General features: G+C 66.0%; 14 protein-coding genes. 12 read left to right on the top strand and 2 right to left on the bottom strand.

What is annotated here, in order from left to right:
• Positions 1-33 precede the first annotated feature (33 nt).
• From QRN11_RS09905 to QRN11_RS09870, 8 genes are all read left to right on the top strand, one after another.
• A complete protein-coding gene (locus tag QRN11_RS09905; protein ID WP_285250832.1) occupies positions 34-537 on the top strand; it encodes a tripartite tricarboxylate transporter TctB family protein in 504 nt (167 codons plus the stop codon).
• A gap of 2 nt (positions 538-539) precedes the next feature.
• Complete coding sequence (locus tag QRN11_RS09900) at positions 540-2,042, top strand: tripartite tricarboxylate transporter permease (protein WP_091419013.1); 1,503 nt, start codon at positions 540-542, stop codon at positions 2,040-2,042.
• 58 nt (positions 2,043-2,100) lie between these two features.
• Positions 2,101-3,105 (top strand): tripartite tricarboxylate transporter substrate binding protein, encoded by a 1,005-nt coding sequence (locus tag QRN11_RS09895; protein ID WP_285250831.1) that lies wholly within the window; start codon positions 2,101-2,103, stop codon positions 3,103-3,105.
• Between the two features lie 35 nt (positions 3,106-3,140).
• The gene (locus QRN11_RS09890; RefSeq protein ID WP_285250830.1) at positions 3,141-3,770 is read left to right on the top strand and encodes an RraA family protein; all 630 of its coding nucleotides are present in this window, start codon (positions 3,141-3,143) and stop codon (positions 3,768-3,770) included.
• 22 nt (positions 3,771-3,792) lie between these two features.
• Positions 3,793-4,572 (top strand): NAD(P)-dependent oxidoreductase, encoded by a 780-nt coding sequence (locus QRN11_RS09885; RefSeq protein ID WP_285250829.1) that lies wholly within the window; start codon positions 3,793-3,795, stop codon positions 4,570-4,572.
• A 79-nt stretch (positions 4,573-4,651) separates the two neighbouring features.
• A complete protein-coding gene (locus tag QRN11_RS09880; RefSeq protein ID WP_285250828.1) occupies positions 4,652-5,989 on the top strand; it encodes a TRAP transporter large permease subunit in 1,338 nt (445 codons plus the stop codon).
• Between the two features lie 11 nt (positions 5,990-6,000).
• A complete protein-coding gene (locus tag QRN11_RS09875; RefSeq protein WP_091419021.1) occupies positions 6,001-6,255 on the top strand; it encodes a hypothetical protein in 255 nt (84 codons plus the stop codon).
• On the top strand, positions 6,252-7,235 hold the full coding sequence (locus QRN11_RS09870) for a cyclase family protein (protein ID WP_285250827.1): 984 nt from the start codon (positions 6,252-6,254) through the stop codon (positions 7,233-7,235). Before QRN11_RS09875 ends, QRN11_RS09870 begins: the two co-directional genes overlap by 4 nt.
• Before the next feature lie 27 nt (positions 7,236-7,262).
• Here QRN11_RS09870 and QRN11_RS09865 read toward each other — a convergent pair whose 3' ends face one another.
• Positions 7,263-7,889 (bottom strand): TetR/AcrR family transcriptional regulator, encoded by a 627-nt coding sequence (locus QRN11_RS09865; protein WP_285250826.1) that lies wholly within the window; start codon positions 7,887-7,889, stop codon positions 7,263-7,265.
• A 182-nt stretch (positions 7,890-8,071) separates the two neighbouring features.
• Here QRN11_RS09865 and QRN11_RS09860 point away from each other — a divergent pair, with 182 nt between their 5' ends.
• The 4 genes from QRN11_RS09860 to QRN11_RS09845 are packed head-to-tail and all read left to right on the top strand — an operon-like array spanning position 8,072 to position 14,173.
• On the top strand, positions 8,072-9,427 hold the full coding sequence (locus QRN11_RS09860) for an MFS transporter (RefSeq protein WP_285250825.1): 1,356 nt from the start codon (positions 8,072-8,074) through the stop codon (positions 9,425-9,427).
• 29 nt (positions 9,428-9,456) lie between these two features.
• Positions 9,457-12,114 (top strand): alpha-L-rhamnosidase, encoded by a 2,658-nt coding sequence (locus QRN11_RS09855; RefSeq protein WP_285250824.1) that lies wholly within the window; start codon positions 9,457-9,459, stop codon positions 12,112-12,114.
• Between the two features lie 8 nt (positions 12,115-12,122).
• Positions 12,123-13,355 (top strand): glycoside hydrolase family 1 protein, encoded by a 1,233-nt coding sequence (locus QRN11_RS09850; protein WP_285250823.1) that lies wholly within the window; start codon positions 12,123-12,125, stop codon positions 13,353-13,355.
• Positions 13,352-14,173, top strand: a complete 822-nt coding sequence (locus QRN11_RS09845) for an SDR family NAD(P)-dependent oxidoreductase (RefSeq protein ID WP_285250822.1) — start codon at positions 13,352-13,354, stop codon at positions 14,171-14,173. Before QRN11_RS09850 ends, QRN11_RS09845 begins: the two co-directional genes overlap by 4 nt.
• Positions 14,174-14,191: 18 nt before the next feature.
• Here the strand turns inward: QRN11_RS09845 and QRN11_RS09840 are convergent, their stop codons facing one another.
• Positions 14,192-14,914, bottom strand: a complete 723-nt coding sequence (locus tag QRN11_RS09840; RefSeq protein WP_285250821.1) for an SDR family NAD(P)-dependent oxidoreductase — start codon at positions 14,912-14,914, stop codon at positions 14,192-14,194.
• Positions 14,915-14,918 lie beyond the last annotated feature (4 nt).

The raw sequence follows: 14,918 nt of genomic DNA, 5'->3' as shown, positions 1-14,918 counted from the left end.
CGCAGACTGGAACAACGCACGGAGAAGGAACCCATGACAACGAAGTCAGTTGCAATCGCCCCCAAAAGCACTGTCCGAGCGGCGCCATCAGTGTTGGCGGGCATCGGAGCCTTTGCTGCTGTGGGCGCCTACGTCCTGGTCGCCTCGATCGACCTCGGCCTCTGGACTTCCCTGGGCCCGGGCGCCGGTCTGTTCCCCTTCGCCATGGGCGCCGTCCTGGTGGCCATGGCTGTTGTCTGGCTGATCCAGGAACTCCGTAAGCCCAGCCAAACGGCAGAAGGTGTTGACCGCGGGCTGGTCCTCGCGGTCGTCCTGAGCCTGGTGGTCCTCGCGGCAGTCCTGGACCTGATCGGCTTCCAGCTGGGAATGTTCCTGTTCCTCATGTACCACCTGAAGCTGCGCGGCCGCAGGGGCTGGCCCTCCTCGCTGATCACCGCGCTGGCCGGCAGCGTCGGCGCGTTCTACGCCTTCAACTACGGCCTGAACGTGTCCCTGCCCGTCTCGGCCTTCCCCCTGCTGAACACGATCGGACTCTGAACGTGGATACCCTCAACGAACTTATGGGCGGCTTCGCAGCCGCCATGACCTGGCAAAACCTGCTTTTTGCCTTCCTGGGCTGCCTGCTGGGCACCATCATCGGCGTGCTGCCCGGCATCGGCCCCGTAGCCGGCGTTGCGCTGCTCATTCCCCTCACGCTGAACCTGGACGCGACCGGCGCGATCATCATGCTCTGCGCCATCTTCTACGGCACCGCTTACGGAGGAACCATCACCAGCGTCCTGCTGAACACCCCTGGCGAAGCCGCCTCGGCCATCACCACCATCGACGGCTATGCCATGACCAAGATCGGCAAGGCCGGCGCCGCTCTGACCATTGCCGCCGTCGGGTCCTTTGTGGGCGGAACCGTTGCAACCATCGGCCTGGTGGCGGCCGCCAAGCCGCTCGGTGAACTGGGCCTGCTGGTAGGACCGCCGGAATTCTTTGCCCTGATGGTGGTGGGCATCTCCCTGCTCGTCGCACTTGCCGGCAAATCCATGGTCAAGGCCGTCATCTCCGGCGCCCTGGGCCTGCTGATCGCCATGGTGGGCATCGACCCCGTTGCCGGGGCCCCGCGGTTCACCTTCGGCATGGACCGGCTTCTGGACGGCGTGAGCTTTGTTGCCGTGATCGTGGGCGTCTTTGGCCTTTCGGAGCTCCTTTCCTACCGCAAGGACACGGCCACCCCCATAGTGCACGCACCGAACCTGCGGTCCCTGCTTCCCACCCGCGGGGAATGGCGCCGGAGCGCCCCGGCCATGGCGCGCGGCACCGGCATCGGCTTTGGCCTGGGACTCATCCCGGGCATGACCGGTTCAGTGTCCTCGCTGCTGGCCTACGGTGCGGAAAAGAAGTTCTCCCGCCACCGCAACGAGCTGGGCAAGGGCGCGATTGAAGGTGTTGCCGGCCCGGAAACAGCCAACAACTCCCACGCCAACGCCGCCCTGATCCCGCTGTTCACCCTCGGCATCCCCGCATCACCCACCATTGCGGTGCTGATGGGAGCCTTCCTCCAGCAGGGCCTCACCCCGGGTCCCACCCTCTTCACCGAACACTCCGAGATCGCCTGGGCCATCATCGCCAGCCTCTTCATCGGAAACCTGCTCCTCCTGCTGCTGAACGTTCCGCTGGTGGGCCTGTGGACCTCCATCCTCCGCGTCCCGTCGTCGATCCTGACCGCACTGATCCTGCTGTTTATGGTGATCGGTGCCTACACCATCAACTTCAGCGTCTTCGATGTCTTCGTCATGATCGGTTTCGGCCTCCTCGGCCTCGCCCTCCGGCACCTGGACATCCCGCTGGCGCCGATGGTGCTGACCCTGGTGCTCGGCCCGCTCATGGAACGTTCCCTGCGGGAATCCCTTGAAATCTCGCAGGGCGACTTCAGCATCTTCACCAGCCGCCCCATCTCCGCAGTCCTGATCGGCCTGGGCCTGCTGATCGTCTTCAGTCCGCTGCTCAAGCTGCGCAAGCCGAAGGCACTCAACGAAGACCCCGAAACCTAGGCCCAAACCCGTACACCCCCAAGCACTACCCCAAGCACACCTTCAAAGGAGAAGAACCATGAAAACCCGTGCACGCATCGCAGCCGCCCTGGCCGCCGCATCCCTGATCGCCCTGACCGGCTGCGGCGCCAACGCCGGCGCCAGCAACGCCCCGGCCGGCGACTTCCCCAAAAAGGGCAAAACAATCGACCTCGTCGTCGCCTTCTCCTCCGGAGGTGCCGTGGACACCGCTGCCCGGCTGATCCAGCCCATCCTGCAAAAGGAACTGGGCACCAACGTGGAGGTCATCAACAAGCCAGGCGCCGGCGGACAGATCGGCTATACGCAGCTGACCAGTGCCAAGCCTGACGGATACACCATCGGCGCCACCGGCTCACCGTCCGTCGTCGTCTCACCCCTGGATCCCGCCCGCGGCGCCAAATACACCCGCGACAGCTTCCAGCCACTGGGCCGCCAGGTCATCGACCCCACCGTGATCGCAGTGCAGCCGGACAGCCCCTACAAAACGCTGAAGGAACTCTTGGACGCGGCCAAGGCCAGCCCCAAGTCCCTGACCGCCAGCACCACCGGGCTCCAGACCGGCGAACACTTCGCCCTGGCGCAGATCCAGGAGAACACCAGCTCCGAATTCGCTCCGGTCCACTTCTCCGAAGGTGCATCCCAGGCCACCACCGCTTTCCTTGGCAAGCATGTGGACGTCCTGGTGGCCAACGTCAGTGACGTCACCGACCTGACCAAGCAGGGCAAGGCCCGCGTCCTGGGCGTCATGACGTCAGAGCGGGCACCCTCGCTGCCGGACGTTCCGACGTTCAAGGAAGCGGGCTACGACCTCGAAGCCGGCACGGTCCGCGGCTACTCCGCCCCCGCCGGCCTGCCGGACGACGTGGCCAAGAAGCTCGAAGCCGCCATCAAGACGGCCATCGAAGACCCCACGGTCAAGGAAAAGATGAGCGCCCTCGGCCTGCAGACCAGCTACCTCTCCGGCGAGGACTACAAGCAGTTCTGGGCCGGACAGGAAGAGGACTTCAAGAAGGTCCTGCCGCTGGTCCAGAAGACCAACTGACCCTGCCGCAAACCCACCGGACGGAAGAAACCCTCATGACAACCCCAGCAATCGACACCATCGACGCCGGCTTTCCCCGCCCCGACAGGGACGTGGTGGAACGCCTCGCCAAGCTGCCCGCCGCCAACATCGGCGATGCGATGGACCGGCTCGGCGTGGCGGACTCCGCCATCCAGGCCATCTGGCCCGGCGCCCTTCTCGCCGGCCCTGCCTTCACGGTGTGGACGCGGCCCGGCGACAACCAGGGCATCCACAAGGCCCTGGAACAGGCCCGGCCGGGGGACGTCATTGTGGTGGCCGGCGGCGGAGACGCCTCCCGCGCGCTGCTTGGCGAGCTCATCGGCGAACGCGCCATCAACCTTGGCATCGCCGGCTTCGCACTGGACGGAGCAGCGCGCGACGCCGAAGCGCTGGGTGAGATCGGCATGCCCGTCTTCGCCCGGGCTACTTCCCCCGCCGGCCCTTACAAGAACGGTCCCTTCCGCCTGGGGACAGCGCTCGCCTTCGGCGGCGTCCCCGTCCTGCCCGGCGATGTGATCATCGGCGACTCCGACGGTGTGGTGGTGGTGCCCCGCGAGCAGGCGGCCGCCGTGGCCGAGGCTGCCGAAGCAGTCTTCGCAGACGAAACGAACCGCAGGCAAGCCATCGTGGCAGCCCGCGCCTGAAGCAAGAAAGACAGAGAAAACCATGAGAGCGGTAACCGTCATTGGCCTCGGCGAAGCCGGCGCCACCTACGCCGCGGCGCTCCACGCCGCGGGCCACAAGGTCACCGGGTTTGACCCGGTTGCGCCCACCACCCCCGCCGGCGTCGCCCGCGCAGGAACAGCAGCGGAAGCCTGTGAAGGCACGGACATCGTCCTCGTCATGACAGGAGCCGCCGCTGCCCGCAGCGTCGCCCGGGAGTGCCTTCCGGTCCTGGAAGCGGGCAGCTGCTACGCGGACTTCACCTCATCCTCTCCCGGAGTGATGCGCGAACTCGGACAGCTGAGCGGCAAAGCCGACTTTGCCGACGTCGCCATCCTTGGACCCGTCGCCGCGCTCGGCGAGAAGACGCCCCTGATGGTCAGCGGACCGGGAGCGCAGGCGGTGGCTGACCTGCTCGGTCCAGTGGGCGCCGACGTCGAAATTGCAGCGGGAGAACCAGGTGCGGCCATGGCCCACAAACTCCTGCGCAGTGTCCTGATGAAGGGCCTGGCTTCCGTGGTGGTCGAGGCCGTAACTGCCGGCAGGGCAGCGGGGCTCGAAGAATGGATCCGGGCCCAGATCGCCAGCCAGCTCGCGGGTGACGGCCAGGCAGTCATCGACCGGTTCCTGGCCGGCACAGCCAAGCACGCCGTCCGGCGCTCCAAGGAAATGCAGGACACGGCCAGCTACCTCGCCGATCTTGGAGTTCCCGCCGAGATGACCAGCGCCTCCGCTGCCGCCCTGCAGCGCATGGCACTGGAAACTGAGCCGGCCTTGCGCTGACCGCTGTGTCCGGCAGAATCAAGAACGGGTAATACGTGATTCACCACCTAACCGGCATCCCGCCGTCAGGAGCAGCAACATGATCGGCATCTGGGCACTCGGCGCCTACCTTGCCGTCATCCTGTTATGGACCACAGTGCTCAAGCGCAGCGTGGGGGAGGCCATGATCCTGGGCTTCCTGGCCGTGCTTCCGTTCACCGGGGCAGCGGCGGTGCGGATCGGCTGGGACGCGCTCTACTCGGCCATCACCGATGAGATCGTCTACGCCACCATGGCCTTCGTCTTTATGGGCTACCTGCTGGACAAAACCGGTGTGCTGGACAAGCTCATCGATCTCCTGAACTCCCTGATCGGCGGGCTTAAAGGCGGGCCGGCCTGGGTGTCCACCCTGGCCTCAGCCGGCCTGGGCGGGGTGGTCCACAACCAGGCCGCCATTGCCGCCACCGTGGGATCGGTAACCATCCCCTGGATGGAAAAGTCACGGCTGGACAAGCCCTCGGCGGCCACGCTGGTGGCCGGCAACGCCGGCATGGGAATCACCTTTCCGTTCAGCGCCTCGATGTTCGTGCTGGTGGGGTCCGCCACCGCGGGTCCCCTCCTGGACATCAACGCGCTGGTCCTGCCCTTGCTGTTCGGCGGCCTGTGGTGCTTCCTGCACCGGCTGATCGTCACCTGGCTGCTGATCCGCAAGAGCGGGATGGCTCCGCTTGATGCAGCCCACCGGCTGCCGGTCCGGGCCGCATTTGGCCGTGGCTGGGCCACCTTGCTGCTGTTCGTTGTGGTGGCCATCCCGCTGGTCATCACATCCGGGGCCATCGCAGAGGGGCTCTCGGACTGGACCGGGGGAGACGTCACCAAGTCCGTCAGCGTCATCGTCTGGATCCCCGTGGTCCTGATCATCACGGGCTTCCTGCTGGGCCGGAAGAAACTTCCCACGGACGGGCGGGCGTGGTGGGCGTTGCTGCAGAACTCGGCCCCGCGCTTCGGAATCGTGGGCGTCACCGTAGTGTTCGCCTTCGCCGGAGCCAACGCCCTGGCCGCCACCGGCCTGCCACAGCAAATGACAACGCTCCTCAACGGAATGAACCTCCCGCTGTGGATCCTGGCCATCCTGATCGGGCTGATTGTCATCGCCGTCGCCGCACCACTGTCCGCCACCGCCACCATGGCTGCTGTGGGGACAGTCGGCGTCGCCGCCCTGGTGGCGGCCGGGGTGCCGGCAACCACGGCAGCCGTGGCCGTCCTGGTCTTCTCCTCCTGCGAGGCGGCGGTTCCGCCCGGCGGTGCCCCGCTGTATGTGGCCTGCGGCATCGCGGACGTGGACCCGATCACGACGTTCCTCCGGCTGCTCACCCACTATGCCCTGCCGTTGCTCGGCATCGGGGTCCTGATCATCCTCGGCGTCCTGCCCATCTAAAGGAAGTCACCATGCACACCATCCGAAGGGCCATCGAAGTCCTCTTCGTGCTGACCCTCGCAGCGCTCCTTGTTGGCGGCGTTGTGTTCGTGGCCGGGCAGGCCATTGCCCTGGTGGCCGGCCAAGGCGACTGGCTCACCCTGCTCAACGAGACCATCAAGGCGCCCATGTGCATCGCTGCCTCGGTCTGCGCCGTCGCCGGCTTCCTGCTCAGCTACAAACGCCGGCAGAATCAGGAGCAGCCGCAGGAAGCAGGGGCGCGGTGAGCTCCGGAGACGGAACCTATCCAACGTTCGCGGGGCTGCTGAAGCGGGAGGGCGCTCTGGCGGGGACCTCCTGGGGCCTGTTTCCGGACGCAACCCGAGGGACGCCGTCGTTCATTAATTCCCGGACCGTGCTGGAGGCGCGAAGCTGCATCCGCACCGGCACAACCTTTGGCCTGGACTATCCGGCCGATGCGTTCAACCCCGGTATGTCCCTCAAGCGCGGCGCTCCCCGGCACACCATCTACTCCTCGCACCCCGCCCACCGGGATGACTTCCTGGACGGTTACTACCTGCAGGGATCCAGCCAGATCGACGGGCTGCGGCACCGCCGGGCAGACGACGTGGGCTTCTACAACGGCACACCCGATGACCTTGTCCGTGAGGGTACGCCCGATCTTGGCGTCCAGGAATGGGCGGACAACCCGATCGTCGGCAGGGGAGTGCTTGTTGACCTCGCCGGGTACCGCGCCGGGCAGGGCGATCCGATCGACCACGCCACCGGTGAGCCCTTGGGCCTGGAGCTGATCCAGGCAGCGCTGGACGCCCAGTCTGTGACCCTCCGGCAGGGCGACATCCTGATGCTGCATACCGGCTGGTGGGAGTGGTTCCTGGCCCTGGCGCCGGAGGACAAACAGCGTATGCGGGAGAACAGGCAGGCCACCGGCGTTGCCCAGTCCGAGGACTTCGTCGCCTGGGCATGGGACCACAAGCTGGCGCTCCTCGCGGCGGACAACTTCGCCTTCGAATGCCTGCCAGCATTGGCTTCCAGCCCCTACCGCGACTCCGCCCCAAACGATCACGGGATGATGCACCAGCAGCTCCTCGCCAAGCTGGGCATGCCGCTGGGTGAACTGTGGCGGCTCGGGCCCCTCGCGCGCCACATGCGGGGCATCAGCCAGTGGGACGCCTTCGTTACTATCAAACCGCTGAACATCACCGGCGGGACCGGATCACCAGCGAACGCCACCGCGTTGCTGTGACGCCTGCCGGGTCAGTTGGCTGCGCCCCTACCCGTCCCCGTCAGGAGCGAGGAACTTCATCAGTGTCTCCATCAGGTGCAGTGTCTTCCGGCCGGGGTCCAGGAGGGACTGGATCCGGAGGCCGTCCATCATTGCCATGACCATGGTGACCTTGTCGTCTGCGCTGAGCTCCCCGCTGTCCTGGGAGGTGGCAAGCCGGGTGCTGGTGAAGTGGTCCCGCATCTTCTCGCGGCGCTCGATGAAGAAGTCGTGGGCGGGGTGGCTGGGATTTGTTGCCGCGATGGTGATGGCAAGCCAGTTCCGCTGCTGGTCCGGGTGGGCGAACTCGTCCCGAAGGATGGTGGACAACACCTGTTCCCTGGGCACTTTCGATTCGATGATGCGGCGGGCGAGTTCCGAATCGTCGGCATCGCGCTGGGCGAGGGCGGCCAGGAGAAGCTCATCCTTCGTCGCGAAATGGCGGAGCAATGCCGCGTGGGTCACGTTCGCCCGGGCCGCGATATCCCTCAGGGATGCCCGTTCATAGCCGTGCTCGGCGAAGCTTGCTGACGCTGCCCTGACAATCTCCGCCCGGCGGGCGGGAGTTGTTGCATACGGGCCGCGTCGCCTGGTGCCGGCCTTTTTTCCGGTCTCTTGCCCGGCAGTGGTGGTCACGGAAATCGTCTCTTTTCTGTGGCCGGGCTTTTCTTCCCGGGGGTATTGCCAATTGTAACCACTCTGGCTACTATTTCTCGAAGAGTAACCACAGTGGTTACTATTTACTTGGCTTTCGACACAGCTGTCGTCCGTCGTCTGCGGCGCTGCGGGCGGGGAGCCATCCGATTAAGGAGTCATAGGTGACTACGAACGAACACGAGGCTTCTGGTTTCGTTGGCGGCATTGCGGCCGCCCAGCCGGTGCCCGGCAACCAGAATCCCGGAGAAGCTTCCGACGGCGTTGCGACCGTCCCAGAGGAACCCCAGTCACCCGTGAGCAGGAGCTACATTCTTTGGCTGATGCTCGCGAGCTTCGGGGCATCCATCGCCATGATGGTGCCCCTTTCCTACGGCATCGCCGTGCGGATCAGCGAACTGGCTCCCGGCCATGAAGAGGTGCTGGGTTACATCACCGGCACGGCCCAGCTGATTTACCTGGTCATCAGCCCGATGGTGGGTATCTGGAGCGACCGCATGCGGTCCGGTTTTGGCCGCCGCACCCCGTTCATCTTCCTCGGCACCGGCATCGGCCTGGCAGGCCTGGTGGTGATGGGACTGGCGCCCGATCTGCTGATCGTAGGCGCCGGATGGGTGCTGGGCATGTCAGGGTGGTCCATTTCCGGTGCGGCGATCCAGAACCTGATGGCGGACAAGTTGCCGGACCAGCAGCGCGGGCGCGTTTCAGCCCTGACATCGCTCATGACCCAGATCGCGCCCGTCCTGGGTATCGGGGTGGCCTATGCCGTTTCGTCGAACACCCTCCTGGTCTTCGTCGTACCAGGACTCATCGGCGCCGTGCTCCTGGCCCTGCTTCCGATCATCAAGCCCGAAGGCAGCTCTAAGGACCTTGCCGTTACCTCGCAGGTCACAGCAAAATCGGTGGTTGCCAGCTACGGCTTCAACGTGCGCAAATACCCCGACTTCGCGTGGAACTGGCTGGGCCGCTTCGTGTTCTTCATCGGCCTGTACTTCAACACCACGTTCGGCACGTTTTTCTACGCGCAGCGCCTCAACCTTCCCGTCCGGGAAGTGGCCGGCGTGGTCGCCACCATCGGTATGCTCGGCGTTGTCGCGGCAGCAGCGGGCGCGCTCCTCGGCGGATTCCTGTCCGACAGACTGCGGCGCCGGCGCCTGTTCGTGCTGATCTCCGCACTCCTCTTTGTCGGCGGAGCGCTGGCAGAGGCAACGGCGTGGTCCCTTCCCCAGCTGATCATCGGCGCCGTGCTCATGCAGACCGCCATCGCCGTCTTCGCCACAGTCGACCAGGCAATCATTTTCGCCATCCTGCCCAACCGCAGCGAAACCGGGCGGTACATGGCAGTGGTGGCCTTCGCGCAGAAGATCCCGAGCGCCGTAGCTCCGCTCATTGCTTCCCTGATTATCACCATCGGCGCCATTGGACCGGAGAAGAACTACACGCTCCTGTACCTCACCGGCGCCGTCCTGGCCCTGCTGGGCGGCACCGTGATCGCGGTCAAGGTCAAGGCAGTCCGCTGAACGGGCCCCACGAAGGAAGAAGGACCACCATGGGCAGAGCGCCCTACGATCTGGCCGTCGACAGCGGCGGAGACCAGTTCCCTGTTACGGGGCCCGCCCCCAGGCTGTCGTGGAAGATTTCAGCCGACACCACCGCTTCCTATGAAGTCGAAGCGGCCATCGACGGCGCGCTCCAGCCCACCGTAACGACGGACCAGCGGCTGTACGTGTCCTGGCCCTGGCAGGCTCTGGGCAGCGGGCAGCGGGTCCAGTGGCGGGTGCGGGCGGGAGCCTCGGGTGACTGGTCTGCGTGGTCCGCTTTCGAAGCCGGGCTGCTGGACGCGGACTGGACCGCCGACTGGATTTCCCCGCTGGAACCCGAAGACCCGGGCTACGGCCGCCGTCCCGCCTACCTCCTCACCACCCACTTCGAGCTGCCCGGCGCCGTGAAGTCAGCCAGGCTCTACGCCACGGCACTCGGCGTCTACACCGCGGCGGTCAACGGCGAAAGGGCCGGTACCGCGGAACTGTCCCCCGGGTCGACGTCGTACGACCACACCCTCTACGCGCAGGCCTTCGACGTGACATCCTCGCTGAGGCCGGAACGCAACCGGATGGACCTTGAACTGTCCGACGGCTGGTACCGCGGCCAGGTGGGCGCTTTCCGGCTGCCCGCCGGCTGGGGCACCACCCTGGGAGCACGTGCAGAACTGCACATCGAACTGAGCGACGGAACCCGCCAGGTCATCCCCACGGACGGCACTTGGACGAGCGCCCCCTCGACGACGACCCGTGCGGACCTGATGGACGGGCAAAGCGTTGACTTCGGGAAGGCGGCCGCTTCGGAGAAAGTTCTTGTGAACGTGGTGGAGGCGCCGTCCATCGACTGGTCTCCTGCTCCGCCGGTCCGAGTCATTGACTCCCGTGCCCCCGAACGCATCCATGAGATCAGGCCGGGAGTATGGGTGGCCGATTTCGGCCAGAACGCATCCGGGTGGATCCGGCTGGCGGACCTGGGACCAGAGGGCACCCGCACGGTCATCGAGTACGGCGAACACCTCGGGCCGGACGGTGACCTCTCCACCTCGCACCTCGATTCCCACCGGCCGGGAGAGCCGGCAAGAATCTTTTCGCAACGTGATGAAGTGACAGCAGGACCTGCCGGCGCAATATTCGAGCCCCGCCACACGGTCCACGGCTTCCAGTACGCCCGCATCAGCCGTCTTGGCGCCGCCTTGGATCCGTCCGCGCTGGCCATGCAGGTGGTCCATACCGACCTTCGTCCCACCGGTGAATTCTCCTGCAGCAATGAGGACCTCAACCGCCTGCACAGCATCGGCGAATGGAGCTTCCTGGGGAACGCGGTAGATGTCCCCACCGATTGCCCCACCCGGGAACGGGTGGCCTGGACGGGCGACTACCAGGTCTTCATCTCCACGGCTACCAGGCTGCGGGACGTACTCGGATTCAGCCGGAAATGGCTGCGGTCAGTCCGCGACGACCAGCTCGACGATGGACGGATCGCCAACTTCTCGCCCGACGGCCGCCGCATCAAAAACAACCTGGATGACCAGTTTGCGATGATGACCGGATCCGCCGGCTGGGGAGACGCCGTTGTGGCAGTTCCCTGGGCCCTCTACGAGGAGTACGGGGATGAGGCGGTACTCGCCGAGAACTGGAACGCCATGGACCGATGGGTCCGGTGGGCCCTCGACAAGGCACGCACCACCCGCCACCACGCCCGCGCACAGCTCGCACCCGAGCCGGAACCGTTCGAGGAGTACCTCTGGGACGGCACCTTCCACTGGGGCGAATGGACCGAGCCGAAAAAGCGCGACGCCGACGGGAAACTGATCGACCCCGTCCAGGACAACCCGATGGCCTGGTTCATGGAAGACAAGGGCGAAGTGGGCACGGCGTACCTCTACCGCTCCACGGCAACACTCTCCCGGGCAGCCCACGTTCTGGGACGCGCCGAAGAGGCAGCAAAGTATGCGGACACCGCGGAGTCCATCCGGCTGGCGTGGCAGGCCGCCTACCTTCGCGCGGACGGCACCACCCTCACGGACAGCCAGGCCAGCTATGTCCGGGCGCTCTCGTTTGGCCTGCTGCCGGGCGAAGCCCGCGGGCCTGCCGTAACCCGCCTCGTCGAGCTGATCCGGAACGAGGACACACATCTGGGAACAGGGTTCCTCTCCACGGGAGACCTGCTGCCCGTTCTCGTTGAGGCCGGCCGGGAGGACGTGGCCTACGGGCTGCTCCTGCAGCGCAGCGCGCCATCGTGGCTCTACATGGTGGACAAGGGCGCTACCACCATCTGGGAATCCTGGGAGGGCATTGACGAGGACGGCAACGCCCACGACTCACTGAACCACTACAGCAAGGGAACAGTCCTCCGGTTTCTCCACGAATACACGCTAGGACTGCGGCAGGATCCGGATTCGGTGGCCTGGCGGTCCGTCGTCATCGCTCCAACCCCTGGCCCGGACCTGAGTTGGGCGCGCGGGTCGCATGAGACACCCAACGGGACCATCAGGGTCCACTGGCAGCTCGATGAAGAAGAACTGCGCATCGACGCTGACATCCCGGCCGAAACCACCGCCCGGATCGTCTTCCCCGACGGCACTGAATACACGGCCGGCCCAGGCAGGTTCCGCGCTGCAAGATCCATCCCCTCCACCAACACCCACCTAACGTACGCAACTTAGAGGACCAAATGACTACTTTCCCCGACGGCTTCCTGTGGGGCGCCGCAACCGCCGGCCACCAGATTGAAGGCAACAACGTCAACAGCGACTGGTGGGCCCGCGAGCTGACCATGCCCGGCATGGAGCTTTCCGGCGACGCCTGCGACAGCTACCACCGCTACCGCGAGGACATCGCCCTCCTCGCAGACGCGGGCCTGACTTCCTACCGGTTCAGCCTCGAGTGGTCCCGGATCGAACCGGTTGCCGGGCACTTTTCCAAGGCGGAGCTGGCCCACTACCGACGCATGATCGAGTACTGCTTCGAGCGGAACGTCACGCCCGTGGTCACCCTGCAGCACTTCACCACTCCGCAATGGTTCGCGAACGACGGCGGCTGGCTGGCTCCGGATGCGTCCGAAAAGTTCCAGCGCTACGTCACAGCCACCACGGAAATCCTCGACGGTGTCGAGTGGGTGGTCACCATGAACGAACCCAACATGCAGGCGGCCATCATGACGGCCATGCGCCGCATGCAGCAGAACCAGGGTGCCCAGTGGCAGAGCCCCACCGTCGAAGGGGAGGGTGAAAAGAAGCAGACGCACAGCGACTTCCTCACCTACGCGGATCCCGAAATCGGGCGCGCCTTCACGGCCATCCACCACGCCGCCCGTGACATCGTCCGCGCACGCACCAACGCCAAGGTCGGCTGGACCATCGCCGCCGGAGCCCTCACCCCCGCCCCCGGTGGCGAGGAAAAGCTCCTCGAAATCCGGTACGGCAAAGAGGACGTCTACTGGGAGGGCAGCCGTGGCGACGACTTCGTCGGCGTACAGGCCTACTCCAGCCAGGAAGTGGACGTCAACGGCCTCGTCCCGCACCCGCCGCACCCCGACAACACACTCGTTGGCACTGCGTACCGGCCCGACGCGCTCAGCATTGCCGTCCGCCACGCCTGGGACATCACCGGCGGCGTGCCCGTCCTCATCACGGAAAACGGCATCGCCACCGCCGATGACGAACAAAGGATCCGCTACACCACCGAAGCGCTCGTTGGCCTCCTTGAAACCATGGCTGAGGGCATTGACGTGCTCGGCTACCTGCACTGGTCGCTCCTGGACAATTTCGAGTGGGGACACTGGGAGCCCACCTTCGGCCTGATCGCCGTCGACCGGGACACCTTCGTACGGACGCCAAAGCCAAGCCTGGCGTGGCTCGGCGGCGTGGCCCAGCACAACGCCCTGGACGCCGGGGTCCTCTCGTGACCACCGCGTTCGCCGACGTTTCCGCCGCACCCCTCGCAGAGCTCCTGTCCCTGGCCGGCCGGCAGGCGGTGGTCACGGGCGGAGCCCAGGGGCTCGGCAAAGCCATCGCGCTCCGGCTGGCAGAAGCGGGCGCCGACATCCTCATCGGCGACATCAACGCCGAAAGGGCGCAAGCCGCGGCAGACGATATAGCTGCACGTTTTCCGGTGCGGGCACTCGGCGCCGCCATGGACGTTGCGGACTCCGAATCCGTCCGCGCCGCCGCTGCATCCGCCGTCGAGGTGTTCGGCGGTATCGACATTTGGGTGAACAACGCGGGCATCTTCCCCAGCGTCCCGGTCCTGGAAACACCGGATGGGACCTGGGAGCAGGTGTTCGCCGTGAATACCCGCGGGGTCTTCAACGGCTCCCGCGAGGCGGCCCGGCACATGACGGGCGCTGATCGGGGCGGCGTCATCATCAACATCGTCTCCACCGCCGGATTCACCGGGACAGCTCCCGGACTCTCCGCCTATGTCGGATCCAAGCACGCCGTGCGCGGCATGACGAAGCAGATGGCCCTTGAGTTCGCTCCCCTCGGGATCCGCGTTCTTGGCGTCGCGCCCACCTTCGTGCCTACGGAAGGCAACATGGCCGCGGCCGCAGCTCACGCGCCAACGGAAGAATCCGGCCAGGCTATGGCCGTCATGACCAACAGCCTCATCGGCCGGATGGGAACCCCCGACGACATCGCACGCGTTGTCCTCTTCTGCGCGAGCGATTTGTCCACCATCATGACCGGAAGCACCCTCCTCGCCGACGCGGGGCAGACCATCTGAGCCTCAGAAAGCGCCAGATCAGGCCAGGCTCTCGCCGGTGATTCCGGCCAGGTGGTCCAGGAGCGCGTTCTGGAACCGCTCGTCGCGGGCTGCGTGGTGCGGCTTCTCCCGGTTCTGGTGGAACCAGTAGCCGCCGCTGGTGAGCGCCGCCGGGTCATCGCTCGTGGCGAGCCATTCCTGGGTCAGGTGTCCGAGCCGGAGATCGTCCGGGGCCCCAGCGCCGCCCATCCGGGTGGGCACCCAACCGGGATCGACGGCGTTGCTGAGGACGTCGGGCCATAAACGGGCGACGGCGGCGGCGAGGGCTGTGAGGTAGAGCTTGCTGTCCGAGTAGCTCACGTCGTCCGTGCCCGGTTCGAGCCTGCCGAGATCGGCGTGCCCGCCGCGGTGCATCCCGCTGCTGAGGTAGACCAGCCGCTGCGGGCGTTCGATGAGCACGGTGAGGAGGTACGGAGCGACAACGTTCACCGTAAAGATGTCCGGGCTGTGCAGCACTCCCGCGTTGTGGATGACGGCGTCCATCCGGCCGATCGCGTTGACCTGACGGGCGAGATCGCGCGTCTGTTCCAGGTCCGAGAGGTCGCCCACCACGGCTGCGGCCCCGCCGTCCACCAGATCCTGGACGGCATCCAACCGGGCAGTGCTCCGGGCATGCACAGCGACGTCGTGGCCGTTTTCCAGGAGGGTCTGGGCGGTAGCCCGTCCAAGCCCGTCAGCGGATCCGGTGATAAAAACACGCATCCCT

Origin of the sequence: Pseudarthrobacter sp. fls2-241-R2A-168, from assembly GCF_030209335.1 — a bacterium.
In the GTDB taxonomy this organism is placed as follows: domain Bacteria; phylum Actinomycetota; class Actinomycetes; order Actinomycetales; family Micrococcaceae; genus Arthrobacter.
The sequence above is the reverse complement of the archived record's forward strand: the minus strand, read 5'-3'. Positions and strand labels throughout refer to the sequence as shown.

Bases quoted from the DNA above. Each gene is read 5' to 3' on its own strand.
- QRN11_RS09885 (WP_285250829.1), top strand. From the start codon at position 3,793: ATGAGAGCGGTAACCGTCATTGGCCTCGGCGAAGCCGGCGCCACCTAC.
- QRN11_RS09895 (WP_285250831.1), top strand. From the start codon at position 2,101: ATGAAAACCCGTGCACGCATCGCAGCCGCCCTGGCCGCCGCATCCCTG.
- QRN11_RS09850 (WP_285250823.1), top strand. From the start codon at position 12,123: ATGACTACTTTCCCCGACGGCTTCCTGTGGGGCGCCGCAACCGCCGGC.
- QRN11_RS09840 (WP_285250821.1), bottom strand. From the start codon at position 14,914: ATGCGTGTTTTTATCACCGGATCCGCTGACGGGCTTGGACGGGCTACC.
- QRN11_RS09880 (WP_285250828.1), top strand. From the start codon at position 4,652: ATGATCGGCATCTGGGCACTCGGCGCCTACCTTGCCGTCATCCTGTTA.
- QRN11_RS09890 (WP_285250830.1), top strand. From the start codon at position 3,141: ATGACAACCCCAGCAATCGACACCATCGACGCCGGCTTTCCCCGCCCC.
- QRN11_RS09905 (WP_285250832.1), top strand. From the start codon at position 34: ATGACAACGAAGTCAGTTGCAATCGCCCCCAAAAGCACTGTCCGAGCG.
- QRN11_RS09875 (WP_091419021.1), top strand. From the start codon at position 6,001: ATGCACACCATCCGAAGGGCCATCGAAGTCCTCTTCGTGCTGACCCTC.
- QRN11_RS09855 (WP_285250824.1), top strand. From the start codon at position 9,457: ATGGGCAGAGCGCCCTACGATCTGGCCGTCGACAGCGGCGGAGACCAG.